This window comes from Rhodopseudomonas faecalis (assembly GCF_003217325.1).
GTDB classification, from domain to species: Bacteria; Pseudomonadota; Alphaproteobacteria; order Rhizobiales; family Xanthobacteraceae; genus Rhodopseudomonas; species Rhodopseudomonas faecalis.
Genome location: NZ_QJTI01000012.1, coordinates 20,451 through 44,648, shown reverse-complemented (window position 1 = coordinate 44,648; position 24,198 = coordinate 20,451). Strand labels below are relative to the sequence as shown.

19 protein-coding genes and 2 tRNA genes are annotated in these 24,198 nt (G+C 66.2%); 11 read left to right on the top strand and 10 right to left on the bottom strand.

Annotation, left to right across the window (positions count from 1 at the left end):
• Positions 1 to 43 precede the first annotated feature (43 nt).
• The 5 genes from ugpB to BJ122_RS11140 form a co-directional block, all read right to left on the bottom strand.
• Positions 44 to 1,360: a sn-glycerol-3-phosphate ABC transporter substrate-binding protein UgpB gene (ugpB, locus tag BJ122_RS11160; protein WP_110781102.1), complete on the bottom strand. Its 1,317-nt coding sequence runs from the start codon at positions 1,358 to 1,360 to the stop codon at positions 44 to 46.
• Positions 1,361 to 1,554: 194 nt separating this feature from the next.
• A complete protein-coding gene (locus BJ122_RS11155; RefSeq protein WP_110781101.1) occupies positions 1,555 to 2,760 on the bottom strand; it encodes a CaiB/BaiF CoA transferase family protein in 1,206 nt (401 codons plus the stop codon).
• 121 nt (positions 2,761 to 2,881) lie between these two features.
• A tRNA-Ala gene (locus BJ122_RS11150) sits at positions 2,882 to 2,957 on the bottom strand.
• 131 nt (positions 2,958 to 3,088) lie between these two features.
• A tRNA-Ala gene (locus BJ122_RS11145) sits at positions 3,089 to 3,164 on the bottom strand.
• A gap of 66 nt (positions 3,165 to 3,230) precedes the next feature.
• Positions 3,231 to 3,632: a TIGR02300 family protein gene (locus BJ122_RS11140; RefSeq protein WP_110781100.1), complete on the bottom strand. Its 402-nt coding sequence runs from the start codon at positions 3,630 to 3,632 to the stop codon at positions 3,231 to 3,233.
• Between the two features lie 144 nt (positions 3,633 to 3,776).
• Between BJ122_RS11140 and aroA the strand changes: the two genes are divergently transcribed.
• Complete coding sequence (gene aroA / locus BJ122_RS11135; RefSeq protein WP_110781157.1) at positions 3,777 to 5,114, top strand: 3-phosphoshikimate 1-carboxyvinyltransferase; 1,338 nt, start codon at positions 3,777 to 3,779, stop codon at positions 5,112 to 5,114.
• Positions 5,115 to 5,319: 205 nt separating this feature from the next.
• On the opposite strand, the gene BJ122_RS11130 is transcribed toward aroA, so the two are convergent.
• A complete protein-coding gene (locus BJ122_RS11130) occupies positions 5,320 to 5,991 on the bottom strand; it encodes a lysophospholipid acyltransferase family protein (RefSeq protein ID WP_110781099.1) in 672 nt (223 codons plus the stop codon).
• A gap of 172 nt (positions 5,992 to 6,163) precedes the next feature.
• On the opposite strand from BJ122_RS11130, the gene cmk reads away from it, so the two are divergent.
• The 10 genes from cmk (at position 6,164) to BJ122_RS11080 (ending at position 16,021) form a co-directional block, all read left to right on the top strand.
• On the top strand, positions 6,164 to 6,802 hold the full coding sequence (gene cmk / locus BJ122_RS11125; protein WP_110781098.1) for a (d)CMP kinase: 639 nt from the start codon (positions 6,164 to 6,166) through the stop codon (positions 6,800 to 6,802).
• A 246-nt stretch (positions 6,803 to 7,048) separates the two neighbouring features.
• Positions 7,049 to 8,740, top strand: coding sequence for a 30S ribosomal protein S1 (gene rpsA / locus BJ122_RS11120; protein ID WP_110781097.1), 1,692 nt, complete (start codon positions 7,049 to 7,051; stop codon positions 8,738 to 8,740).
• Between the two features lie 182 nt (positions 8,741 to 8,922).
• Complete coding sequence (gene sppA, locus BJ122_RS11115; RefSeq protein WP_110781096.1) at positions 8,923 to 9,900, top strand: signal peptide peptidase SppA; 978 nt, start codon at positions 8,923 to 8,925, stop codon at positions 9,898 to 9,900.
• A 143-nt stretch (positions 9,901 to 10,043) separates the two neighbouring features.
• The gene (locus BJ122_RS11110; RefSeq protein WP_027278940.1) at positions 10,044 to 10,352 is read left to right on the top strand and encodes an integration host factor subunit beta; all 309 of its coding nucleotides are present in this window, start codon (positions 10,044 to 10,046) and stop codon (positions 10,350 to 10,352) included.
• Between the two features lie 31 nt (positions 10,353 to 10,383).
• On the top strand, positions 10,384 to 10,785 hold the full coding sequence (locus tag BJ122_RS11105; protein ID WP_027278939.1) for a LapA family protein: 402 nt from the start codon (positions 10,384 to 10,386) through the stop codon (positions 10,783 to 10,785).
• A 45-nt stretch (positions 10,786 to 10,830) separates the two neighbouring features.
• Positions 10,831 to 11,487 (top strand): phosphoribosylanthranilate isomerase, encoded by a 657-nt coding sequence (locus BJ122_RS11100; RefSeq protein WP_110781095.1) that lies wholly within the window; start codon positions 10,831 to 10,833, stop codon positions 11,485 to 11,487.
• The gene (gene trpB / locus BJ122_RS11095) at positions 11,487 to 12,701 is read left to right on the top strand and encodes a tryptophan synthase subunit beta (protein ID WP_110781094.1); all 1,215 of its coding nucleotides are present in this window, start codon (positions 11,487 to 11,489) and stop codon (positions 12,699 to 12,701) included. The genes BJ122_RS11100 and trpB overlap by 1 nt, the downstream gene beginning before the upstream one ends.
• On the top strand, positions 12,701 to 13,528 hold the full coding sequence (trpA, locus tag BJ122_RS11090; protein ID WP_110781093.1) for a tryptophan synthase subunit alpha: 828 nt from the start codon (positions 12,701 to 12,703) through the stop codon (positions 13,526 to 13,528). Before trpB ends, trpA begins: the two co-directional genes overlap by 1 nt.
• Before the next feature lie 172 nt (positions 13,529 to 13,700).
• A complete protein-coding gene (gene accD / locus BJ122_RS11085; RefSeq protein WP_110781092.1) occupies positions 13,701 to 14,681 on the top strand; it encodes an acetyl-CoA carboxylase, carboxyltransferase subunit beta in 981 nt (326 codons plus the stop codon).
• The gene (locus BJ122_RS11080; protein WP_110781091.1) at positions 14,678 to 16,021 is read left to right on the top strand and encodes a bifunctional folylpolyglutamate synthase/dihydrofolate synthase; all 1,344 of its coding nucleotides are present in this window, start codon (positions 14,678 to 14,680) and stop codon (positions 16,019 to 16,021) included. The genes accD and BJ122_RS11080 overlap by 4 nt, the downstream gene beginning before the upstream one ends.
• Before the next feature lie 201 nt (positions 16,022 to 16,222).
• Here the strand turns inward: BJ122_RS11080 and trxA are convergent, their stop codons facing one another.
• The 4 genes from trxA to BJ122_RS11060 form a co-directional block, all read right to left on the bottom strand.
• On the bottom strand, positions 16,223 to 16,543 hold the full coding sequence (gene trxA / locus BJ122_RS11075; RefSeq protein WP_027278966.1) for a thioredoxin: 321 nt from the start codon (positions 16,541 to 16,543) through the stop codon (positions 16,223 to 16,225).
• 93 nt (positions 16,544 to 16,636) lie between these two features.
• A complete protein-coding gene (gene addA / locus BJ122_RS11070; protein ID WP_110781090.1) occupies positions 16,637 to 20,128 on the bottom strand; it encodes a double-strand break repair helicase AddA in 3,492 nt (1,163 codons plus the stop codon).
• A complete protein-coding gene (gene addB, locus BJ122_RS11065; protein ID WP_110781089.1) occupies positions 20,125 to 23,271 on the bottom strand; it encodes a double-strand break repair protein AddB in 3,147 nt (1,048 codons plus the stop codon). Before addB ends, addA begins: the two co-directional genes overlap by 4 nt.
• A gap of 143 nt (positions 23,272 to 23,414) precedes the next feature.
• The gene (locus BJ122_RS11060) at positions 23,415 to 24,137 is read right to left on the bottom strand and encodes a nucleotidyltransferase family protein (protein WP_110781088.1); all 723 of its coding nucleotides are present in this window, start codon (positions 24,135 to 24,137) and stop codon (positions 23,415 to 23,417) included.
• Positions 24,138 to 24,198: the final 61 nt, after the last annotated feature.

Here is a 24,198-nt window from a genome sequence, read left to right as displayed (position 1 = left end):
CAAGACCAGCATGAGCAGGAAGCGATCTGTCATCAGCGAGCGATCAGCGGCTGGCGGTGCGTTCAAACTGCCGCAGGATCTGGTTGCCGCGCTGCACGGCGCTGTCGAGTGCATCCTTGGCCGACTTCTTGCCGTTCAGCGCCAGCTCGAATTCCTCGGCGATCAGCTCGCGCAGCTGCACCATGTTGCCAAGGCGCAGGCCACGCGAATTGTCGGTCGGCGGCTTGTTGGTCAGCTCCAGCAGCGGCGTTTCGAGATAGGGGAAGTCGTTGTAGAAGCCCTCCGCCTTGGCCTTGGCGTAGGCGGCCTTGGTGATCGGCAGATAGCCGGACTTCTTGTGAATCTCGACCTGGCGGTCGGTGTCGGACAGGAACGCCAGGAATTTGGCGACGCCCTTGTATTCGTCGGGCTTCTTGCCGGCCATCACCCACAGCGAGGCGCCGCCGATGATCGAGTTCTGCGGCGCGCCCTCGACATCCGGGTAATACGGCATCGGCGCGTTAGTGAAGTCGAATTTGGCGTTGGCGCGCACCTGGCCGAAGAACGCCGACGAAGTCAGGAAGATCGGACATTCGCCGGAGGTGAAGCGCCCTTCGCCGGTATTGGTGCGCCCGGAATAATCGTAGGTGTTGTCCTTCTTCAGCTCGATCAGCTTGTCGAGATGCTTGGTCTGCACCGGGCCGTTGAATTTCAGCTCGGTATCAAAACCGTCCAGGCCATTGGACTTGGTCGCAAGCGGCACGTTATGCCACGCCGACAACTGCTCGATATGCGCCCAGCTCACCCAGGCGGTCGAGAATCCGCAAGTCTCATAACCTGCGGCCTTGAGCTTCTTGGCGTCTTCAAAAACCTGCGGCCAGGTTTTCGGAATCTCGGTGATGTTGGCCTTCTTCAGCGCGTCCTTGTTGACCCACATCACCATCGAGGACGAGTTGAACGGGAACGACAGCATCTCGCCCTTGGAGGTCGAGTAATAGCCGGTTATCGCCGGCAGATAGGCCTGCGGATCGAAAGTCTCGCCGGCCTCGGCCATCAGCTTGTAGACCGGCTTCACCGCGCCGGTCGCGGCCATCATGGTGGCGGTGCCGACCTCGAATACTTGCAGGATATGCGGGGCGTTGTTGGCGCGGAATGCGGCGATGCCGGCATTCATGGTGTCGGCGTAGCTGCCCTTGTAGGACGCGACCACCTTGTAGTCACTTTGCGAGGCGTTGAACTCCTCGGCCAGCTTGACGATCACGTCGTTATTGGCGCCGGTCATGGCGTGCCACCACTGAATTTCGGTGACGGCATAAGCCGGCGAAGCAAGGGCCAGCGTCGTCGACAGCAACGTGGCAAGGCCAAAGGTCCGTAGCGTCATCAATTCCTCCCCGACTGGGCTATCATCACGTGATGGCGCGGGTACCAGCGCCGGATGACGGTTACATGACCGTATCGCCGCGCGGGCCAGACGAAAAGACGCAGCGTCGCGGATTGGCCGTGGTAATCGGCGCTGCAGTGCAGCGAAACGGCGGCGGCCGGCGCGCGGCGCCCCGGCATGCCGCACGGCTCACGTTAGCGGCGCTTGGTGGTGCCGCACACCGCGCCGTCCTTGATCAGGGCGTCGATCGCGTCCGCCGAATAGCCGAACTCGCCGAGCACCTCGGCGGTGTCCTGTCCGAATTTCGGCGGCAGCCGGCGCAGCGAGGCCTTGGTGCGCTCCATCCGGATCGGCGAGGCAACGCCCTTGTACCAGTCCTTGGCGATCACATCGCCGCGGTAGCTGGCATGGGTGCTGGTCAGCGCCTTGTCGATCGATTGCACTGGACCGGCCGGCAGTCCGGCCGCCAGCAGCCGGTCGCAGAGCGGCTCGGCTTCGTGCTGGCAGAACACGGCTGCGAGTTCAGCGCGCAGCGCCTCGCGATTGGCGATGCGATCCTTGTTGCGGGCAAAGCGCGGGTCGGTGCCCAATTCCGGCTTGCCGATCTCGCGGGTCAGCTTGCGGAAGGTGGCGTCATTGCCGACGCCGATGAAGATGTCGTCGGTCTTGGTGGCGAAGATCGTATAGGGCACCAGATTGGGGTGCTCATTGCCGGTCAGCGCCGGCGGCTTGCCGTGCATGAAGTAGTTGGCGGCATGGGGGTGCATGATGGCGAGCCCGGTCTCGAACAACGTGGTTTCGAGAAACTGGCCCTCGCCGGATTTCTGGCGCTCCGCCAGCGCCATCAGAATGCCGATCGCGGCATAAAGGCCGGTGGCGACATCGACCAGCGGCACGCCGATCCGGGTCGGGCCGCTTTGCGCCGAGCCGGTGGCGGCCATCATGCCGGCCATCGCCTGCACGATCGCGTCATAGCCGGGATTGCCGCCGCGCGGGCCATCGCCGCCAAAGCCGGAGATCCGGCAATGCACCAGCTGCGGAAAACGCGCGCGCAGCACCTCGCTGCCGATGCCCCATTTTTCCAGCGTGCCCGGCTTAAAATTCTCGATCAGCACGTCGGCGCTGGCCAGCATGGTCAGCAGCACTTCGCGCCCGGTCGGCGAAGCGAGGTCGAGCCCGATCGAGCGCTTGTTGCGATTGACGCCGATGAAATAAGCCGCGTCTTCCTCATGGAACGGCGGGCCCCATTCGCGCACCTCATCGCCGGCCGGCGGTTCGACCTTGATGACGTCGGCGCCATGGTCGGCGAGGATTTGCGTGCAATACGGCCCGCCGAGCACGCGCGACAGATCGATCACGCGCAGGCCGGCCAAAGCGCCGGGAGCAATGTTTGGGGTCATGGGAGTGGCGAAGCTTGCTCAAGTTGTCGCGGAACGCTGCGCGAAGAAGCGCGAACGCGCTCAGATTGCGCCCTCAAGGCGCCGCAAGCAAGTCATCGGTAAAGGGCTGATGGTGGGAGCTTGGTGGAGCCAGGCGGGATCGAACCGCCGACCTCTTGCATGCCATGCAAGCGCTCTCCCAGCTGAGCTATGGCCCCGTTCCGGGCACGCGGCGCAAGCACCGCGCGGTGTTAGCGATGGTCCCTTTGTCACGGCTGCTTCGCGAGAAGCACGGAGCGCTGTCAGAACGCGCCCTCAACCATGACCGTCAGGTCATCGAAACGGGTGTTGGTGGAGCCAGGCGGGATCGAACCGCCGACCTCTTGCATGCCATGCAAGCGCTCTCCCAGCTGAGCTATGGCCCCGTTCCAGTGCGCGGCGGCGAACAGCAACCGCGCACGGCATTCGTTGATCACATTCTGACGACGATCTCAAGTCTCCTCATCGCCAGAAACGTCACCAATGATGTCGGTGACGTCTTCATCCCCTTCTTCTTCGTCGGCGATGAAGGTGGAATCGTCATCGTCCTCGTCGTCGAGGGCCTCGTCGATCTCGATGTCGTCCTCCGATTCGGGGACGATCGCCTTGACCTTGCCGGTGTTCTCTTCGGCATCGGCCTCTTCGAGCGACACCAACTCTTCGGTCTCGGTCTCCACCATGTTTTCCGACATGGCTCCGCGTGCGGCTTCGGCGCGGCCGCGCGGCTGCGGGATCGCCGCGATCGGCACCACTTCTCCGGTGTAGGGCGAGATCACAGGATTCTTGTTGAGGTCATAGAACTTTTTGCCCGTGGTCGGGCAAACGCGCTTGGTTCCGAGCTCGGATTTGGCCACTTGTGCAATCCTGGGAATTCTTGAAAAACGGTGCTTCACTTGGCTAGTTGCCACGCTGCTGTCAATAGCGCTTCTTCACGGGGCGTTTGACCACATCGGGCACGCAGGCCCGAACTCATTGGCCGCGTGCCGGGGATCCGTTTCGTGACACATTGCTCCCAACCCAAGCCGCTCGAAGCCCGCAAAAGCACCGCTCTGCACGGCGAGGTGCGTGTACCGGGCGATAAATCGATTTCACACCGCGCTTTGATTCTCGGCGCGCTTTCGGTCGGCGAGACCAGGATCACCGGCCTGCTCGAAGGCGAGGACGTGCTCAACACCGCCAAGGCGATGCAGGCGCTCGGCGCCCAGGTGGCGCGCACCGGCGAATTCGCCTGGAAGGTCAATGGGGTTGGCGTCGCCGGCTTCGCCCAGCCGCAAGCCGCGCTCGATTTCGGCAATTCCGGCACCGGCTGCCGGCTGGTGATGGGCGCGGTCGCGGGCTGCCCGATCACCGTGCCATTTGACGGCGACGCCTCATTGCGCTCGCGGCCGATGCGCCGGGTGCTCGATCCGCTGCAGCTGATGGGCGCGAGCGTGGTGTCATGCGCCGACGGTGGCCGGTTGCCGCTGACGCTGCAGGGCGCGCGCGATCCGTTGCCGATCGAATACCGCACCCCGGTTGCTTCGGCGCAGATCAAGTCGGCGGTATTATTGGCGGGGCTGGCGGCGCCGGGCGTCACCACGGTGATCGAATCGGAAGCGAGCCGCGATCATACCGAGCTGATGCTGCGCCATTTCGGCGCGACCATCAGCTCGCAGCCGGAAGGCGCCCATGGCCGCCGCATCGCGCTGACCGGCCAGCCGGAGCTGCGCGGCGCGCCGGTGGTGGTGCCGGCCGATCCGTCCTCGGCGGCGTTTCCGATGGTGGCGGCGCTGCTGGTGCCGGGCTCGGACGTGGTCTTGACCGACGTCATGACCAATCCGCTGCGCACCGGGCTGTTCACCACGCTGCAGGAAATGGGCGCCTCGATCGAGATCAGCGAGCTGCGCGGCGATGCCGGCGAACCGATGGCCCAGTTCCGGGTCAAGGCGTCGCGGCTCAAGGGCGTCGATGTGCCGGCCGCGCGCGCCCCTGCGATGATCGACGAATATTTGGTGCTGGCGGTGGCGGCGGCCTTTGCCGAGGGCACGACCAGGATGCGCGGCCTGCAGGAGCTGCGGGTCAAGGAAAGCGACCGTCTCGAAGCGACCGCGGCGATGCTGCGCGTCAACGGCGTCGACGTGGCGATCGAGGGTGACGATCTGATCGTGGAAGGGCGCGGCCATGTGCCGGGCGGCGGTCTGGTCGCCACCCATATGGATCATCGCATCGCGATGTCGGCGCTGGTGATGGGCCTCGCCTCGGACCAGCCGGTCAGGGTCGATGACACCGCGTTCATCGCCACCAGTTTTCCGGATTTCGTGCCGATGATGCGCCGGCTCGGCGCCGAGTTCGCCTAGTCTCCGTCATCGCGAGCGCAGCGAAGCAATCCAGCGCTCCAATACGCGGGGCTCAGCCCGCGGCTGGGATCCCCCGTTTGCCCCGTCATGCCCGCGCTTGTCGCGGGTATCCACGTCTTAATAACACTGCAGGATCAAAGACGTGGATGGCTGGGACGAGCCCGGCCATGACGCGCGGAAAACACTCGCGCCGTGCGTTCTAAGGTCAGCCCGGCTCGATCGGCTCGCGGCCGGCCAGCAATTCGGCCTCGCGCTGCACCGCCGACAGCGACGCTTCGAGTTCGGCGGCGGCAGCGGCGCGGTCGGTATCGGCGTCGACCGTGATCGGCGCGCCCCAGCGAATCGCCACTTTCGAGAACGGCAGCGGCAGAAACAGCCGGTCCCAGCTCTTGAACACCACCGCGCGCTGCGGGCCGACCGTGACCGGCACGATCGGCAGCCCGGTCAGGCGGGCGATGTCGAGCACGCCCTCATTGACATGCATGCGCGGGCCGCGCGGGCCATCGGGTGTCACGAACAGGCAATGGCCGTCGCGGCCAAAGCGCATCAGTTCGCGCACCGCGCGCATGCCGCCCTTCGAGCTCGATCCGGTCACGGTCATGATGCCGAAATGGGCGCCGACCTTGCTGATGATGCGGCCGTCGCGATGGCCGCTGATCAGCGCCACCAGCGGCTTGGCGCCGACGCGCAGCATCGGCAGCATGATCAGCCGGCCGTGCCACATCGCCATGATGAACGGCCCCGGCACCGGCGGTTCCGGCCGGTCGATCTTGCCAGTCCAGGTCACGAACTGGAAATAGCCCGCCAGCGGATAGCTGATGAAGGTCTGAAACGCATTCGAGCGCAGAATGCGTTTGACGAAAGCGGGCGTGGACATCCGAAGGTTCACCGAAAGGTTTGAGACGCGCCGCCGCGCGGGCGTGACGGGCCGCCGGTTTATACGGCCCAGGGGCCGTGAGGCAATCGCACCGGCTTGAAAGTTCCTGGGCTTGGGTGTTGAAAGCGGCGACAACGCCGGGTGATCGCCCGGCAATGCAAGCGAGAGGCTCATGATCATTGCCATCGACGGACCGGCCGCCTCCGGCAAGGGCACCCTCGCCAAGCGGCTGGCGCTTCATTACGGCCTTCGTCATCTCGATACCGGCGTGATCTATCGCGCGGTGGCCAAGGCCATGCTCGATGCCGGCGCTGATCTGAACGACGAGGCGCGGGCCGCCATGGTGGCGCAGACGCTCGACCCGGCCACTTTTGACGATCCGGCGCTGAAATCGCAGGAGGTTGGCGCCGCCGCCTCGGTGGTGTCGGCGCTGCCCAAGGTGCGCGAGGCGCTGGTCAGCTTTCAGCGGCAGTTTGCCGAGCAGCCGCCCGGCGCGGTGCTGGATGGCCGCGATATCGGCACCGTGATCTGCCCGCAGGCCGACGTGAAGATCTTCGTGGTCGCCGATCCCGCAGTGCGGGCGCGGCGGCGCACGCTGGAGGCGCAAGCGCGCGGCGAGCCGGCCGATGAAGCGGTGGTGCTGGCCGATATCCTCAAGCGCGATGAACGCGACCGGAACCGGGCGGCGGCGCCCTTGAAACAGGCCGATGACGCACACTTGCTCGACAATTCGCATTTAGATATAGAAAGCGGCGTCCGGGCTGCGATCGATATCGTCGAGGCTGTCCGAGCGGGCCGGCTGCGGGCTTAAATATTTCTTAAGCAAAACTGCAGCCGTCATTGGAGGAAAGCCCGCTCCTGGCCCCTGACCGTCGATTTCGGTGACCATTTGTCCCGCGCGTCTGGATCAACCACCGTATTGATCGTGAAGGCCTTTGCCGGCCCGCTATTGCCGTTTCTGCGGCAGGAGCGGTCGCCGAGGTTTGCGGACCCCTCGGCCCTTTACGCGCGATGCGCCCCTCACCCCATGGCCGGCAGACCCGCATCTGGAGAACATATGGCTTCGACTTACAATCCGTCCCGCGACGATTTCGCTGCGATGCTCGACGAGTCCTTCGCTGGCGGCAATCTGCAGGAAAGCTCGGTCATCAAGGGCACTGTTGTCGCGATCGAGAAGGACATGGCGGTCATCGACGTCGGTCTGAAGACCGAAGGTCGCGTGGCGCTGCGTGAATTTGCCGGCCCGGGCCGGGAGAGCGACCTCAAGGTCGGCGACGTGGTCGAAGTGTTCCTCGACCGGATCGAGAACGCGCTCGGTGAAGCCGTGCTGTCGCGCGACAAGGCGCGCCGCGAAGAAAGCTGGGGCAAGCTCGAGAAGGCGTTCCAGAACAACGAAAAGGTTCAGGGCGTCATCTTCAACCAGGTCAAGGGTGGCTTCACCGTCGACCTCGACGGCGCCGTGGCGTTCCTGCCGCGCTCGCAGGTCGACATCCGCCCGATCCGCGACGTCGCGCCGCTGATGAACAACCCGCAGCCGTTCCAGATCCTCAAGATGGATCGCCGTCGCGGCAACATCGTGGTGTCGCGCCGTACCGTGCTGGAAGAGACCCGTGCCGAGCAGCGCCAGGAGCTGGTGCAGAACCTCGAAGAGGGTCAGGTGATCGACGGCGTCGTCAAGAACATCACCGATTACGGTGCGTTCGTTGACCTCGGCGGCATCGACGGCCTGCTGCACGTCACCGATATTGCCTGGCGCCGGGTCAATCACCCGACCGAGGTGCTGTCGATCGGTCAGACCGTGAAGGTCAAGATCATCAAGATCAACCACGAGACCCACCGCATCTCGCTCGGCATGAAGCAGCTGCTGGACGATCCGTGGCAGGGCATCGAGGCCAAGTACCCGCTGAACGCGCGCTTCACCGGCCGCGTCACCAACATCACCGACTACGGCGCCTTCGTGGAGCTGGAGCCGGGCATCGAAGGCCTGATCCACGTCTCCGAGATGTCGTGGACCAAGAAGAACATGCACCCCGGCAAGATCGTCTCCACCTCGCAGGAAGTCGAGGTGCAGGTGCTCGAGGTCGATTCGGTCAAGCGTCGTATCTCGCTCGGCCTGAAGCAGACCATGCGCAATCCGTGGGAAGTGTTCGTCGAGAAGTACCCGGTCGGTTCGGTGGTCGAAGGCGAAGTCAAGAACAAGACCGAGTTCGGTCTGTTCCTGGGCCTCGACGGCGAAGTCGACGGCATGGTCCATCTGTCCGACCTCGACTGGAAGCTGCCGGGCGAGCAGGTGATCGACAACTTCAAGAAGGGCGACGTCGTCAAGGCGGTGGTGCTCGACGTTGATGTCGAGAAGGAGCGTATCTCGCTCGGCGTCAAGCAGCTCGAAGGCGACCCGTTCGCCGAGCCGGGCGACGTCAAGAAGGGTGCGATCGTCACTTGCGAAGTGCTCGACGTGAAGGATTCCGGCATCGACGTGCAGATCGTCGGCACCGAGTTCACCACCTTCATCAAGCGCTCGGAGCTGGCCCGCGATCGCAACGATCAGCGCGCTGAACGCTTCGCGGTTGGTGAGAAGGTCGACGCCCGCGTGATCCAGTTCGACAAGAAGGCCCGCAAGGTCCAGGTGTCGATCAAGGCGCTGGAAGTGGCCGAGGAGAAGGAAGCGATCGCGCAGTACGGCTCGTCCGATTCGGGCGCGACGCTGGGCGACATTCTCGGCACCGCGCTCAAGCAGCGCGAGAAGTAAGAACCGCGCCTTCGTGGCGGTTTGCGAAAGGCCCCGGCTTTGCCGGGGCCTTTTTGTTGATCGGTTGACGGCGGCGGCCGCGCTCGCCACCTGTTGTTCTTTCTGTTGCGCAGCCGGGGGCAGGGCCGCTAAACCCATCCCCCCGTGCCGAGACCCACTCGTGCCCGCGTTGGAGAGAGCCGATGTCGTTTGATTCCGATGTCATCGTCGATCGTCGTCGCATTCGCCGGAAACTGACGTTCTGGCGCGTGACGGCGGCTGTGGTCGCAATTGCCGCCGTGGTGGCGATCGGCGCCGCTTCGACGTCGAGCGGTTCGTTGCCGGGCTCCTCCGGTTCGATCGCCCGCATCAAGATCGATGGTCTGATCCGCAGCGACTACGACCGCGTCGCGGCGCTGGAGCGGCTGGAAAAGTCGTCCTACGAGGCGGTGGTGGTGCACATCAATTCGCCAGGCGGAACCACCGCCGGGGCGGAACAGCTCTATGATTCGCTCGCGCGGCTGAAGGCCAAGAAGCCGCTGGTGGTGGTGGTCGAAGGCATGGCGGCGTCGGGCGGCTATATCGCGGCGCTCTCGGCGGACCACATCGTCGCGCGGCAAAGCTCGCTGGTCGGCTCGATCGGCGTGCTGATCCAATATCCGAACCTCGCCGAGCTGCTGAAGAATGTCGGCGTCAAGGTCGAGGAAGTGAAGTCGTCGCCGCTCAAGGCCGCGCCGAACGGTTTTGAGCCGACCAGCCCGGAAGCGCGCGCCGCGCTCGACGCGCTGGTCAAGGATTCCTATGCTTGGTTCCGCGGCCTGGTGAAGGAACGGCGCAGCCTGGACGATCCCTCGCTCGACAAGGTCGCCGATGGCCGGGTGTTCACCGGACGGCAGGCGGTCGGCCTCAAGCTGGTCGATCAGCTCGGCGACGAGAAGACCGCGGTCGCCTGGCTGGTGGCGCAGAAGAAGATCAAGGCCGATCTGCCGGTGCGTGATTACAAGCTGTCGCCGCGGCTCGGCGACATGACCTTCCTGCGTACCGCTGCGGTGGTGACGCTGGAGGCGGTCGGGCTGCCTTCGATCGCCCACAAGATTGCTGACGGCGGTATGTTGCAGTCGGTTGATCAGTACGGGCTTGACGGTATCTTAGCGCTCTGGCGTCCCAGCGCGTCAAATTAGCAATATCGCGCGGACTGGCTGGTTGCAGAACAGATTTCGACGGCGCAAGCTTGGTTGCTGCGCCGGCGAGTTTGATTTAGCGTCTTGACAGTCCAAGCTGTTTTCACGGAAATGACGGTCCGCATCCACGGGCTCCAGTCTCGATGATTAAATCCGAACTTGTACAGCGTATCGCCGAGCACAACCCGCACCTCTACCAGCGGGACGTGGAGAACATCGTCAACGCGATCCTTGAAGAGATCGTGGCGGCGTTGTCACGTGGAGACCGCGTCGAACTGCGCGGCTTCGGAGCCTTCTCGGTCAAGCACCGCCCGGCGCGCGCCGGTCGCAATCCCCGGACCGGCGAACACGTTCCGGTGGAACAGAAGAGCGTGCCGTTCTTCAAGACCGGAAAAGAGATGCGCGAACGGCTGAACCGGGAACCCGAAACGTCCCCAGAAACCGGCGCCTAGTCCGCGCTGAGCCTGCCAGGCGAGAATAACCATGCAAAAGCTCTTTTCGGCCTTGGTTCTTATTCCGCTGGGACTGATCTTTTTCGTATTCGCGGTCGCCAACCGTCATTCGGTGACGGTGTCGTTCGATCCGTTCAATACCAATGACCCCGAGCTGAGCATCGCGATGCCGCTGTTCGTGGTGCTGATCGCGGTGGCGATCCTCGGCGTCATCGCCGGCGGCATGGCCACCTGGATCGGTCAGCGTCACTGGCGCCGCGCCGCGCGCCGCCATCAGGCCGATGCCATCGAAGCGCGCTCGCAGCTCACCCGGCTGCGCGCCAGCGTGGTGCCGACCGCGTCCAATGACAGCCAGCCGTCCGCGGCGCCGCGGCTCTTGCTGGGCGCGCCGAGCAGCGCTGCCGAACGAGACAAGCAGAGCGCGGCGTTGTAAACACGCCGTTCCGGGCCGGCATCCCGCCGGCATGCTGCGAACCCCATGACCCTTGTTGTCAAAATCTGCGGTCTGTCGACCCGCGCGACGCTGGACGCGGCGCTCGAAGGCGGCGCCGATATGATCGGCTTGGTGTTTTTTCCGGCCTCGCCGCGCCATGTCGAACTCGACAGCGCGCGGGCGCTGGCGCGTGCCGCCGCGCCGCAGGCCGAGGTGGTGGCGCTGACGGTCGATGCTGACGACGCGCAGCTTGGCGCGATTATCGAGATGGTGTCGCCGCAATTGCTGCAGTTGCATGGCCACGAGACGCCGCAGCGGGTCGCCGCCATCAAGCAGCGCTTCGGATTGCCGGTGATGAAGGCGCTGCCGATCGCCACCGCCGCTGATCTTGCCGTGCTGCCGGACTATGCAGCGGTCGCAGATCGCTTGCTCTTCGACGCTAGGCCGCCGAAAGACGCCACCCGTCCCGGCGGCCTTGGCGCGTGCTTTGATTGGACTTTGCTGCAGGGCATCGAGCTGGCGGTGCCGTATATGGTTTCTGGCGGACTGTCGCCCGCCAATGTCGCCGAGGCGCTGCGGATCAGCCGCGCCACTGGCGTCGATGTGTCATCCGGCGTGGAATCCGCGCCGGGCGTCAAGGACCCGGAACTGATCCGCGCCTTCATCCGCGCCGCGCGCGCCACCGAACAGCTGAGCGTCTGATGAACTCACCTTTGCCCAATTCGTTTCGAGCCGGCCCCGATGATCGCGGCCATTTTGGCAAGTTCGGCGGACGTTTCGTCGCCGAAACCTTGATGCCGCTGATCCTCGATCTGGAAAAAGCCTATGCCGAGGCCAAGGCCGATCCGGCGTTCCAGGCGGAGATGACTGGTTATCTCAAGCACTATGTCGGCCGGCCCTCGCCCTTGTACTTCGCCGAGCGGCTGACCGCGCATTTCGGCGGCGCCAAGATCTATTTCAAGCGCGAGGACCTCAACCACACCGGCGCGCATAAGGTGAACAACGTGCTCGGCCAGATCCTGCTGGCCAAGCGCATGGGCAAGCCGCGCATCATCGCCGAGACCGGCGCCGGCATGCATGGCGTCGCCACCGCAACGATGTGCGCCAAATTCGGCCTGCAATGCGTGGTCTATATGGGCGCGGTCGATGTCGAGCGGCAGCAGCCCAACGTGCTGCGCATGCGCGCGCTCGGCGCTGAGGTCCGTCCGGTGACCTCGGGCGCCAACACGCTCAAGGACGCCATGAACGAGGCGCTGCGCGATTGGGTTACCAACGTGCACGACACGTTCTATTGCATCGGCACGGTCGCCGGTCCGCATCCCTATCCGATGATGGTGCGCGATTTTCAGGCGGTGATCGGCACCGAAGTGCGTAGCCAAATTCTGGAAGCCGAAGGACGGCTGCCGGATTCGCTGGTGGCCTGCATCGGCGGCGGCTCCAACGCCATGGGCCTGTTCCATCCGTTCCTCGATGATCGCGACGTCGCGATCTATGGCGTCGAAGCGGCCGGCCATGGCCTCAGCAATCTGCACGCCGCCTCGATCGCGGGCGGCCAGCCGGGCGTGCTGCACGGCAACCGCACCTATCTGCTGATGGATCATGACGGCCAGATCCAGGAAGCGCATTCGATCTCGGCCGGCCTCGATTATCCGGGCATCGGCCCGGAACACGCTTGGCTGCACGAAGTCGGCCGCGTCAACTTCCTATCGGCGACCGACACCGAAGCGCTGGAAGCGTTCAAGCTGTGCTGCCGTCTGGAAGGCATCATTCCGGCGCTCGAGCCGAGCCACGCGCTCGCCAAGGTCGCCGAACTGGCGCCGCAGCTGCCGAGCGAGCACCTGATGGTGGTCAACATGTCGGGTCGCGGCGACAAGGATCTTGCCTCGGTGGCCGAGCATTTGGGGGGACAATTCTGATGACCGGCCGTATCGAAGCCCGCTTCGCGGCGCTGCAGCAGCAGGGCCGCGCCGCCTTCGTCACCTTCCTGATGGCCGGCGATCCTGATCTCGACACCTCGCTGGCGCTGATCAAGGCGCTGCCGCAGGCCGGCGCCGACATCATCGAAATCGGCATGCCGTTCACCGATCCGATGGCCGATGGTCCGGCGATCCAGGCGGCGGCGCTGCGCGCGCTGCAATCGGGCACCACGCTGAAAAAGACCCTCGATCTGGTGCGCGCGTTCCGCGCCGGCGACAACGTCACCCCGATCGTGCTGATGGGCTATTACAACCCGATCTATATCTACGGCGTCGACCAGTTCCTGATCGATGCCAAGGAAGCCGGCATTGACGGCTTGATCGTGGTCGATCTGCCGCCTGAGGAAGACGGCGAGCTGTGCCTGCCGGCAATGCGCGCCGGGCTGAATTTCATCCGCCTCGCCACCCCGACCACTGACGACAAGCGGCTGCCGGCCGTGCTCGCCAACACCTCGGGCTTTGTGTATTACGTGTCGATCACCGGCATCACCGGCTCGGCCTCGGCCGATGCCAAGGCGGTGAGTTCCGCAGTGCAGCGCATCAAGCGCCATACGCCGCTGCCGGTCTGCGTCGGGTTCGGCATCCGCACCACGGATGCCGCCAACGAGATCGCCCGCCACGCCGATGGCGCGGTGGTCGGCTCGGCGCTGGTCGATGTGCTGCGTAACAGTCTGGACGCCGAGGGCCGTGCCACGGCCACCACCGTTCCGGCGGTGATCGAATTGGCAACGGCGCTGGCGCAGGGCGTGCACGCGGCCGCAAAATAGGCCGCAAGGCGGCCCGATGGTTTTGACCAAGGGCTGCCAAGAGCCTGTGAAGGGACCACCAAGGTGCGGGTTGCCGGGCGTCGCCCGGCCCGCCATATAGTCGGCGCGCGTCCGGTCGCGGGCGCATGCCAGAGAGCAGCGGCGCCCGGATCGGCGCGACGCGGAGTATGTCATGAACTGGTTGACCAACGTCGTCCGTCCCAAGATTCGCAACATGCTGCGGCGCGAGACGCCGGAGAATCTCTGGATCAAGTGCCCCGATTCCGGGCATCTGGTGTTCTACAAGGACGTCGAAGCCAATCAGTTCGTGATTCCCGGCTCGAACTACCACATGCGCATGGGCGCGGTGGCGCGGCTCAAGTCGCTGTTCGACAATGAGACTTGGTACGACATCGCGCTGCCGGAAGTGACGCCCGATCCGCTGAAATTCCGCGACGAGCGCCGCTATGTCGACCGCATCAAGGATGCGCGCGCCAAGACCGGCCTGCATGACGCGGTCAAGGTCGGCTATGGCAAGCTGGAAAATTTCCCGGTCGTGATCGCGGTGCAGGATTTCGACTTCATGGGCGGCTCGCTCGGCATGGCGGCCGGTGAGGCCATCATCCGCGGCATTGAACTGGCGCTGGAAAAGCGCTCGCCGTTCATTCTGTTCGCCGCTTCGGGCGGCGCGCGCATGCAGGAAGGCATTCTGTCGTTGATGCAGATGCCGCGCACCACCGTTGCGGTGCAGATGCTGCGCGACGCCAAGCTGCCTTACATCGTGGTGCTGACCAATCCGACCACCGGCGGCGTCACCGCCTCTTACGCGATGCTGGGCGATGTCCATATCGCCGAGCCGGGCGCCTTGATCGGCTTTGCCGGCGCGCGCGTCATCGAACAGACCATTCGCGAAAAGCTGCCGGAAGGTTTCCAGCGCGCCGAATATCTGCGCGATCACGGCATGGTCGATATGGTGGTGCACCGCCATGATCTGCGCCCGACCTTGGCGCGGCTGTGCCGGCTGCTGACCAAGGCGCCGGCGATCGATGCCGTCACCGACGCCGAAGCCTGCGAGCCGGTGGAGCAGCCCGAGCCGGTTGCCGCCGAACAGCCGGTCGCTGCGGCCACCCCGCCCGCCGCCGAGCCGCCGCCCGCTGCCGCGCCGCAGGCGTGAGCGAGGGCGCCGCGTCACAGACGCCGCTGGCCGGGCTGCGCGCCCGGCTCGCGCAACTGCATCCCCACGCCATCGATTTGTCGCTCGAGCGGATGCTGCGGCTATTGTCGCGGCTCGGCGACCCGCATAACCGCCTGCCGCCGGTGATCCATATCGCCGGCACCAATGGCAAGGGCTCGACCCTCAGCTATCTGCGCGCCATCCTCGAAGCTGCGGGCCTGCGCGTCCATGCCTACACCTCGCCCTGGCTGGTGCGTGTCAATGAGAGCTTTCGGATCGGCACCGAGGGCGGCGGCAGCCGCCTGGTCAGCGACGATGAATTGTTCGCCGCGCTGCGCCGCTGCGAAACCGCCAATGACGGCGAGCCGATCACGCTGTTCGAAATCGAAACCGCCGCGGCCTTTGAGCTGTTCGCGCAGCACCCCGCCGATGTCGTGCTGCTGGAAGTCGGCATGGGCGGCCGGCTCGACGCCACCAATGTGGTGGCGCAGCCGCTCGCCAGCGTGATCACCCCGATCGGCATCGACCACACCGAATTTCTCGGTCCGACGCTGGCGGCGATCGCCGGCGAAAAGGCCGGCATCATCAAGCGCCGCGTGCCGGTGATTGTCGCCGAGCAGACCGATGAGGCGATGGCGGTGATCGAGCGCGAGGCGCGCCGTCAGCACGCGCCGCTCAGCGCCGCCGGCCAGCATTGGCATGTCGCGATCGAGCGCGGCCGGCTGGTGTTTCAGGACGAACGCGGCCTGCTTGATCTCGCCGCGCCGCGGCTGTTCGGCCGCCATCAATTCGACAATGCTGGGCTCGCGATCGCCACGCTGCGCGCGGTCGATCATTTTGCGATCGACAATGCCGCGTTCGAGGCCGGTGTCGCCGGCGCGGAATGGCCGGCGCGCATGCAGCGGCTTGCAAGCGGTGCGCTGCTCGCGGTCGCGCCGCCCGGCAGTGAGGTCTGGCTCGACGGCGGCCACAATGCCGACGGCGGCCGGGTCGCCGCGGCGGCGCTCGGCGATCTGGAAGAACGGGTGCCGCGGCCGCTGGTGGTGATCGCCGGCATGATGGCCAACAAGGATGCCGAGGGGTTTTTGGGCAATTTCGCCGGGCTGACCCGGCACATCATCGCGGTGCCGATCCCGACCCGCGCCGATGCGATGTCGCCGCAGCGCCTGGCCGAGGCGGCCCGCCGGCTCGGCATGCGGGTCGAAGTGGCGGGCAGCGTCGATGCCGCGCTGCAAAGCGTGGCGCGGCTCTTGTACGAAGTGCCGCCGCGCATCCTGATCACCGGCTCGCTCTACCTCGCCGGCCAGGTGCTGGCCTGCAACGGCACGCCGCCGAATTAGCGCTGATACTGCGACTGATACATTGTGTATGTCATGGCCGGGCTCGTCCCGGCCATCCACGTCTTTGATCTTGCAGCGTTTTCAAGGCGTGGATACCCGCGCCAAGCGCGGGCATGACGGGTCATCGGCAGGGATGGCGGCCTCTGCCAACGCAAACGGCCGGCGCGGGGCCGGCCGTTCAAATTCAGATGGCAGCGCCGCTCAGATCGCGGAGCTGATCCACTGCTGCAGCTTGGCCTTCGGCGCGGCGCCGACCTGGCGCGAGGCCATTTCGCCGCCCTTGAAGATCATCAGCGTCGGGATCGACATCACGCCATACTTCGAGGCGGTCTTCGGGCTCTCATCGACGTTGAGCTTCACGATCTTGACCTGGTCGCCGAGCGCGCTGGCGATTTCGTCGAGCGCCGGGGCGATCATCCGGCACGGGCCGCACCACTCGGCCCAGAAATCCACCACGACCGGCCCCGCCGCTTGCAGCACTTCGGAGTCGAAATCGTTGTCTGAAACCTTGCCAACGGCCATGGGAAACCTCGTATCGGTGATTGAACGGCGCTGCGGGAATCGCGCAGAAGGGACGCTGAACCTATGAACGGCGGGGGGCCGGGTCAAGGACGCTCACCGGGACATGATCGCGGAGGCCTCCTGCTCCAGCGCCGCTTCGGAAATCTCCATCATTTCAGGTGTTTCGGTCCATAGCAGCGCGGCCCGCACCGCGCACTGCGGATAAAGCTTGGCCAGCACGGCGCGGTACAGCGCCAGCTGGCGCCGGTAGCCGGCCGGCACGTCGGCGCTGCTTGGCGGCGGCGTCTGATTGGTCTTGAAATCGACGATCAGCACGGTGTCATCGGCGACCACCAGCCGGTCGACCTGGCCGGACACCAACAGCGCCGGCCCGCCGCCAAGATGCGGCAACCGGCCGACAATCGGCACCTCGGCGCGGCTGCCGGGGCCGAACACCGCGCTAAAACGCTCATCATCCAGCAAGGCCAGCACCCGTGCGGTCAGCGCCTCGCACTCGGCCGGTGGCCATAGCTGCGCATCGACGTGGCGGGCGAGATACGCGCTCGCAGCCTCATGGCGGCGCGGCGCGGCAATCTCGGGCAGCGATTGCAAGAGCCGGTGCACCAGCACGCCGCGCTGCCGGGCGCGCAGCCGCGCCGGATCGGCATCGCCGCCATGCTGCGCGGCGCGAATCGCGTCGAGCTCGGCGACCGAGGGCTGCAGCATGCGTAGTTTCGGCACGAATGGCGGCACTGCGCTGCGCAGCCAGGCCGGCAGCTCGGCCGGTTGCGGCGGCTCGGCGGCGGCTTCAGGGCTACCAGCGGCCTCGGCGATTTCGCCAAAGCGCTTCACCACGCCATCGTCGGTGGTCAGCTCCTGCATCGGCAGCCCGGAGCGTTCCAGCCCCTTGCAGATCAGATCGTACCAGGAGGCTTCGCGCACCTCCTTGCGGTTGCCCGGCATGCAGCCGCCGACGATCAGCCGGTCGGCGGCGCGGGTCATCGCCACATAGAGCAGCCGTCGATATTCATCCTCGGTGTCGCGCAGCATTGCCTCGCGCGCCGCCGCTACCGCGGGCGGGTCGTCGCTCTTGCGGCCGGCCCACACCACCACGCCAGCGGCGCCCGGCGCGGCGTTGCCGCGCGCCAGCTCAATCAGATTGAGCCGGGCGTTGTCGGCGGGCGCCGAGGTGGTGTCGATCATGAACACCACCGGCGCTTCCAGGCCCTTGGCGCCATGCACCGTCATCACCCGCACCTCGTCGCGGGCGATTTCCATGTCGCGCTTGATCTCGGTATCGGCCGAGCGCAGCCAGCCGACAAAGCCCTGCAGCGTCGCCGGCGCCTTGCGCTCATAGCTCAGCGCCAGCTCCAGAAATTCGTCGAGCGCGTCGGTCGCTTCCGGGCCGAGCCGGCGCAGCATATCGGCGCGGCCACCATCGCCGCCGAGCAGCCAGGTGTAGAACGAGAACGGCGCCTCGCTGCGGGCGCGCGCCGCGCAGGCTTCCAGCCGCTGCCGGGCGCGCTGCCATTTCGGATTGTCATTGGCGCGCGCATCGAGCGCCTGGCGCAGCGAGCCCTGCCGATCCCAGGCCAGCTCAAACAAGTCGTCATCATCCAGGCCGAATAGCGGGCTTTTCAGCACGGTCGCCAGCGCCAGATCGTCCTGCGGCAGCAGCAGCGCATCGGCGAGGTTGAGGAGATCAATCACCGCGATATGTTCGGTGAGTTTCAGCCGGTCAGCGCCGGCCACCGGGATGTTGCCGCGCTTCAGCGCCTGGATCACCGCGTTGAACGCGCGGCCGCGCCGCCGCACCAAAATCAGCACGTCGCCATAGCGCAGCCGCCGGCGGTTGCCGACCGGGCCGGTCAGCGTGCCATCGCGGATCAGCCGCGCGATTTCGGCCTCGACGCGCCGCGCCAGCTTCACCTCGGGGCTGGTTTCGGCGACCGCATCGAACGGCGCCTGCCAGCCCTCCATGTCCTCGCGCTTGTCGGGCTGTTGCAGCTCCCACAATTCCACCAGGCTCGGCCCGGCATCGCCGAGCGCCTGATGCACCGGATAGCTGTCATCGGCGTGGATCGAGCGAAAGATCTCCTGATCGCGAAACACGTAGTCGACCGATTGCAGGATCGCGGCGCCGGACCGGAACGAGTAGTTGAAGTTGACCTTCTCAAAGCTCAGCTCGGCTTTGCGGAACCGGCTCTGCAACGCGCCGCGCCGCTCGGCAAATTCGCGCGGCACCGCGCCCTGAAATGAGAAGATCGACTGCTTTTCGTCGCCGACCGCGAAGATGGTGCGCTTCAAGCCGTCGCGCGCGCCGGCGCCGGCGGTGAATTCGGCGATCAGCCGCTCGATGATGTCCCATTGCCGCGGGCTGGTGTCCTGCGCTTCGTCGATCAGGACATGATCGACGCCGCGGTCGAGCTTGTAATGCACCCAGCCCGAGGAAATGCGGTCCAGCATCTCCAGCGTCTTGTCGATCAGATCGTCATAATCGAGCAGGCCGCGCTGTTGCTTGTCGCGGCGGATCGCGCTCGCGACCGCGCTGGCGATCACCAGCAGCGCCTCGGTGCGGTCGCGCGCCGCCACCGCGCGGCGCTGCGCTAGTAATTGCGCCACGCGCTCGGCTTCGTCAGCGAGCCGCGCGCAGAATTCAGGATAGCTTTCTGCGATCTTTTTGGTAGCGAGCGATTTGCGTCGCTCCATCCCGCCGGTGAAAAACACCGCAAGATAAGCTTCGATCTGCGCCTCGCCCGAAAGCGTCAGCGCATTGCGCAGTCGCTGCGCCTGCTTGCCGTCATTGGTGCTGCCGCTGGCAAAGATCGTTGCTACGCTGGCCCATTCTGAGCGCGGCAGATGCGGGCCGTCGACAATGGCGCTGTCGATGCTGGCGGCATCGAGCTGCGGCGCGACGCCGAGCGCGTCCGATAGTTCAGCCATCGCGGCGTCGGCGGAACCTGCGCGGTCGATCCAGGCCAGAAACGTATCGCGGCTCATGCAGGCATCGCGCACCACATCGCGGAAGGTGGTGTCGGCCGCCGAAGTCATCGCCACCGCAAGCGCGCGCCCGGCCTTGCTGTCCGGCTCGGCGGCTGCTTTCAGCAGTACCGCCAGGCTGGCGCGCTCCATCATCTCGGCCTGGTCACGGTCGTCGAGCACGGCGAAATGCGCCGGCACATTGGCCTCGAACGGAAACTGCTGCAGCAGGCGGGTGCAGAGCGCGTGGATGGTCTGCACCTTCAGCCCGCCCGGCGTTTCGAGCGCGCCAGCGAATAGTTCACGGGCGCGCCGGCGCAGCGCGGCGTCAGGCTGGGCGATGCCGGTGCTGCGGATCGCGGCATCGAGCGCGTCGTCGCCAAGCGTGATCCAATGGCCGAGCGTGGCAAATACCCGCTGCGCCATATTGGCGGCGGCCGCCTTGGTGAAGGTGATGCACAGGATCTTCTCCGGCGGCACCCCGGCGAGCAGCAGGCGAATGACGCGCTGCACCAGCACATGGGTCTTGCCGGCGCCAGCATTGGCGGACACGAACACCGAGGCGCCGGGATCGGACGCCTGGATCTGCCGGGCGATCGCCTCCTGCGGAATGACGCGCGCGCTCATCGCTCGTCTCCGCTGGTAGCCGCCCATTCCTTGATGCGGGCGAGATCGTCATAGCTGCCGTAGCGGCTGGCCCACATCGGCAGATCGAGCGAGGTGTACGGCACGGTGTCGCTATCAAATTTGCGCACCAGCCATTCCAGCTTGGCGCGCGCCTGATCGGCGGCGTCATCGGGCGTTAGCGCCGGCTCGCCGCGGCCGCGTTTCAGCTCGATCGGCTTGTTCTCGCCGGGCGGGCTGTTGCCGCTCAAGCGGACATAGGTGAATTCGCTGACCGTGGCCGTGGCCGGGATGCCGTCGAAGCCGCCATCGCGCAGGATCGCGGCTTCCAAGGTGAGCTGCGGCGACAGGCCCATCATCACCTGCTTGGCGGAGGGCGGCTGCCCGGTCTTGTAGTCGAGCAGCGCGTAGCTGCCGTCGGTGCGCCGTTCGATCCGGTCGGCGCGCGCGGTCAGCACGAAGTGCCGGCCATCGCTGAGCGGGATTTTCAGGCGGCCGGATTGCTCGGCCAGCACGGCTTTGATGTCGCCGCGGCGCTCGTTCTCCCAGCTCAGGAACCAGTCGGCGATGCGTAGGAAACGCGGCCACCACAGCGCGCGCGCTTCCGGCTGTTGCATCAACGGCGCAAAATGCTTGGCGCCGATCTCGCGCAGCACGCGCGCGCCATCGTCCGGCAGTGCGGCGGCGAACCGTTCGGTGAACTCGCCGATCGCGGCATGGATCGCCGAGCCGCGATCGGCGGCCGACAGCGGCATATCGACTGGATCGAGCGGCGCCAGCTTGAGGATGTATTTGGCGTAGATGGTGTAAGGATCGCGCAGCCAGTCTTCGATCGCGGTGACAGAGAGCTGCAGCGGCCTCGCGCTACGCGGCGGCCGTGGCATCGGCTGGCCGATCGGCTCGACCTTGGCGGGGCGGTCGAGCGCAGCGGCATAGCTGAGATAGCTGGCGCCGCGGCCAAGCGCCGCCGACCAGCGCTGATCACCAGCGACCGCTTTCAGCCGATGCAGGAAGCGCGAGGTCACCGCCGGGGCGCCGCCGACCTTGGCGGCGTGGGTCAGGATCACGTCGTCATGGCCGAGCAGCTGCGCAAAGTCGTGCGCCGACAGCCCGATCCGCCGCTCCGGCAGATCGAGGCCGAGCTGATGGCGCATCGGCCGGCTCAGCCAGGGATCGACGCGCGGCGCCGGCGGCCAGATGCCTTCCACCAGTCCGCCGAGAATCACGCGGTCGCAATCGGTGAGGCGCGCTTCCAGCGGGCCGAAGATGCGCAGCGGCGCATCCACCGCTTCCGGCCGCCGCACCATGCGATCGGCATAGAGCGTGGTGAACGCCTCGGGATAGTCGCGAAGCCGCGCCAGCACGTGGCTATGCGCCGGCATGTCATCGAAGGCCCGCGCCAGCGCCGCGCCGGCCAGCCCGTCAAACGCCGCCGCGATGCCCTCGGCATCGGTCGTCAGCGCGGTCAGCACCGCGCGGTGGCGCTTGGCGAGTTCGGCAAGATCATGGCTCTGATCGCCATCCAGCGTTTCCAGCGGCGCCAGCGCGGCGCCAAGCTGCGTCACCAGGCGCTGCGCGGCCTCGATGGCGTCGTCGCCAAGCTGGGCGCGTAGTTCGGAGCGATGCAGCATCGAGACCTCGCCGCGCCGCAATTTGTCGCGCTCGCTGCATAGCCGCGCCAGCGCCTGCGCCAGCCCAGCGCTGCCGGGCGGCGGCCGCGTGCCGCGCAGCACCGCGATTTCCAGGGTCTCGATCGCGCTGCTCCAGGCGCCTGGTGCCGCGCCGAGCCGCAGCAGCGGATGTTTCAGCAGCGCCAGCAGCGTCGCCGGTTCAAGCCCGGCGCTGGCGGCTTCCGCGGCGAGCCGTGCCAGCACGCCGACCGAGGTATCGACCAGCGCATCACCGCCGGAATCGTCGAACGGCAATTGCCAGCGGCCGAGCGCGGCGACGACGCGCCGTGCCAGCGCGCGGTCCGGCGTCACCAGCGCGGCGCTGCGATTTTGCGCATAGCTCTCGCGCATCGCCACCGCGATCGCCAGCGCTTCCAGTTCGGCATTGTCGGCGGCGATCACCGTCAGCGTCTGCATGGCGGCGGCGATTCGCTCGGCAATCTCGGCCTGTTGCAGCCGGTGATGCCAATGCGCGGTGGCGCTCGATGGCCGCAGCGCCTCCGATAGCAGCGTTTCCCGGGCATGGGACACCGCCGCGCCGAGCGGCCGCACATCCGCGCGCGTGATGCCGAAGGTATTCAGCAGTTGAAACAGCGCAAATTGCGGGTGGTTGGAGGATGGCGGCGCCGGATTGGGATCATCGGCGCGTGCGCTGCTGGCGCCGATCTGGCGCCAGGCGTCGTCATCGAGTTCGGTATCAAGCCCCGGCAGCACCACCGCGCCCTGCGGCAGCGCGGCGATCGTGGCCAGAAAGCGCGCGGTGGTCGGCATCGAGCCAGTTGAACCCGCGGCGATCACCGGGCCGCTTGGCTGGGCGCGCAGCCGCTCCATTTCCGCCGTCAGCAGCCGATTATGGCGCACCACCGGCTCGATACAGCCGATTTCGGCGAGATAACGCGGCCACCAGTCGCGCGCGATTTTCAGAAAATCGAGGGTGAGCTGCCAGTAGCGATCGAGCGCGCCGGGCACGAGGCCATCAAGCCGCTTCCAATCGACGTCGCGGGTCGCCATGTCGTCCATCAGCCGCGCCAGCTCGGTGGCGAGCGCGATCGCCGAGGCTGGGCTGCTGACCACCAAGGGCGCCGCCAGCGGATCAGTGGGGTCGAGCTGCTTGGCCCAGGCCCCGACCAGCATCGCCAGCGCCAGCCGGCGATCAAGCTCGCTCAGCGTCGGTGGCAATTCCAGCGTCGCCGCGCCGCCGATCGCCGCGGTCTGTTCGGCAAAGGCCAGCTCGTCTTCGTCGATATCGCCGAGCGCCACGATGCGCGGCAGGATCGCGGCGTCACCGCCCAACACCTCAAGGAAGGTCTCGCGCGCCAGCCGCATGGCGCGCCGGGTCGGCAGATAGAGCGTAGCCTGCGCCAGCAGCTCCGGCGCGCGCCGCGGTGCAAAGCCCGCGATCAGCTCGCCGTCCACCAGTGCCGTGATCAGGGTGCGCAGAAACGGCGCGGACGGCGGAATGTTGAAGACACGCATGACGATCTCGATTCGCGGCAGCGCGCATCATGGCATGCGGCAGCGGCCCGAGGGAGTGTGGCCGCTGCCGCAGGTGCCCGTGCGGCTGAGCTGATCAGCAGTGCAGCCGGAAACGTCGTGGCGCGGCGCGCAACACGCGCCGGCTATTCGACGCTGGTCGAATAGGCCCGCTCGGCCGCGGCGATCGCCTCCGGCGTGCCGACATGCATCCAGACGCCTTCCATGCGCAGCCCGAACAGCCGGCCCTGTTCGCCGACGCGATCGAAAATGTCGGTCAGTGAGAATTCGCCAGCTGGCGCATCATTGAACAGCTGCGGCGACAGGATCGCGACGCCGGCATAGACGAACGGCACCACCTCCAGCTCCTTGCGCTTGCGCAGCGTGCCGTCCGGCGTCATGGCGAAATCGCCGCGGCCGCTATAGCCGATGCTATTCGCGGTCGGTGCCATCAAGAGCAGAATATCCATGCGCGCCGGATCAAACGTGTCGGCCAGCCGCTTCAGATTGGGCTGGGCGCCGTCGATCCACATGGTATCGGCGTTGAGATGAAAGAACGGCGCGGTGCCGAGCAGCGGCAGCGCCTTCACCACCGCGCCGCCAGTGCCGAGCACCTGGTCGCGCTCGTCGGAAATCGTCACTTTCGGCGCGCTGCGGCCGGCGACATGGTTGATGATCTGATCGGGCAGGTAGTGAACGTTCACGACCGCGTCGGCGACGCCGGCTTCAGCAAGCTTGTCGAGCACATGATCGAGCAACGGCTTGCCGGCGACGCGCACCAGCGGCTTCGGCATGGTTTCGGTAATCGGCCGCATCCGCAGGCCGAGGCCCGCGGCAAGAACCATCGCTTTAGTGGGGGTAACGGACATTTCGTAGGCGGTCCCCGGTTGTTTCGTCTGTTGTTTTCGTCTCAAGAATCGCACGCAACAG

Bases quoted from the DNA above. Each gene is read 5' to 3' on its own strand.
- BJ122_RS11100 (WP_110781095.1), top strand. From the start codon at position 10,831: ATGACCCTTGTTGTCAAAATCTGCGGTCTGTCGACCCGCGCGACGCTG.
- BJ122_RS11105 (WP_027278939.1), top strand. From the start codon at position 10,384: ATGCAAAAGCTCTTTTCGGCCTTGGTTCTTATTCCGCTGGGACTGATC.
- BJ122_RS11060 (WP_110781088.1), bottom strand. From the start codon at position 24,137: ATGTCCGTTACCCCCACTAAAGCGATGGTTCTTGCCGCGGGCCTCGGC.
- cmk (WP_110781098.1), top strand. From the start codon at position 6,164: ATGATCATTGCCATCGACGGACCGGCCGCCTCCGGCAAGGGCACCCTC.
- BJ122_RS11130 (WP_110781099.1), bottom strand. From the start codon at position 5,991: ATGTCCACGCCCGCTTTCGTCAAACGCATTCTGCGCTCGAATGCGTTT.
- BJ122_RS11155 (WP_110781101.1), bottom strand. From the start codon at position 2,760: ATGACCCCAAACATTGCTCCCGGCGCTTTGGCCGGCCTGCGCGTGATC.
- addA (WP_110781090.1), bottom strand. From the start codon at position 20,128: ATGAGCGCGCGCGTCATTCCGCAGGAGGCGATCGCCCGGCAGATCCAG.
- ugpB (WP_110781102.1), bottom strand. From the start codon at position 1,360: ATGACGCTACGGACCTTTGGCCTTGCCACGTTGCTGTCGACGACGCTG.
- accD (WP_110781092.1), top strand. From the start codon at position 13,701: ATGAACTGGTTGACCAACGTCGTCCGTCCCAAGATTCGCAACATGCTG.
- addB (WP_110781089.1), bottom strand. From the start codon at position 23,271: ATGCGTGTCTTCAACATTCCGCCGTCCGCGCCGTTTCTGCGCACCCTG.
- BJ122_RS11110 (WP_027278940.1), top strand. From the start codon at position 10,044: ATGATTAAATCCGAACTTGTACAGCGTATCGCCGAGCACAACCCGCAC.
- sppA (WP_110781096.1), top strand. From the start codon at position 8,923: ATGTCGTTTGATTCCGATGTCATCGTCGATCGTCGTCGCATTCGCCGG.
- trxA (WP_027278966.1), bottom strand. From the start codon at position 16,543: ATGGCCGTTGGCAAGGTTTCAGACAACGATTTCGACTCCGAAGTGCTG.
- trpA (WP_110781093.1), top strand. From the start codon at position 12,701: ATGACCGGCCGTATCGAAGCCCGCTTCGCGGCGCTGCAGCAGCAGGGC.
- rpsA (WP_110781097.1), top strand. From the start codon at position 7,049: ATGGCTTCGACTTACAATCCGTCCCGCGACGATTTCGCTGCGATGCTC.
- trpB (WP_110781094.1), top strand. From the start codon at position 11,487: ATGAACTCACCTTTGCCCAATTCGTTTCGAGCCGGCCCCGATGATCGC.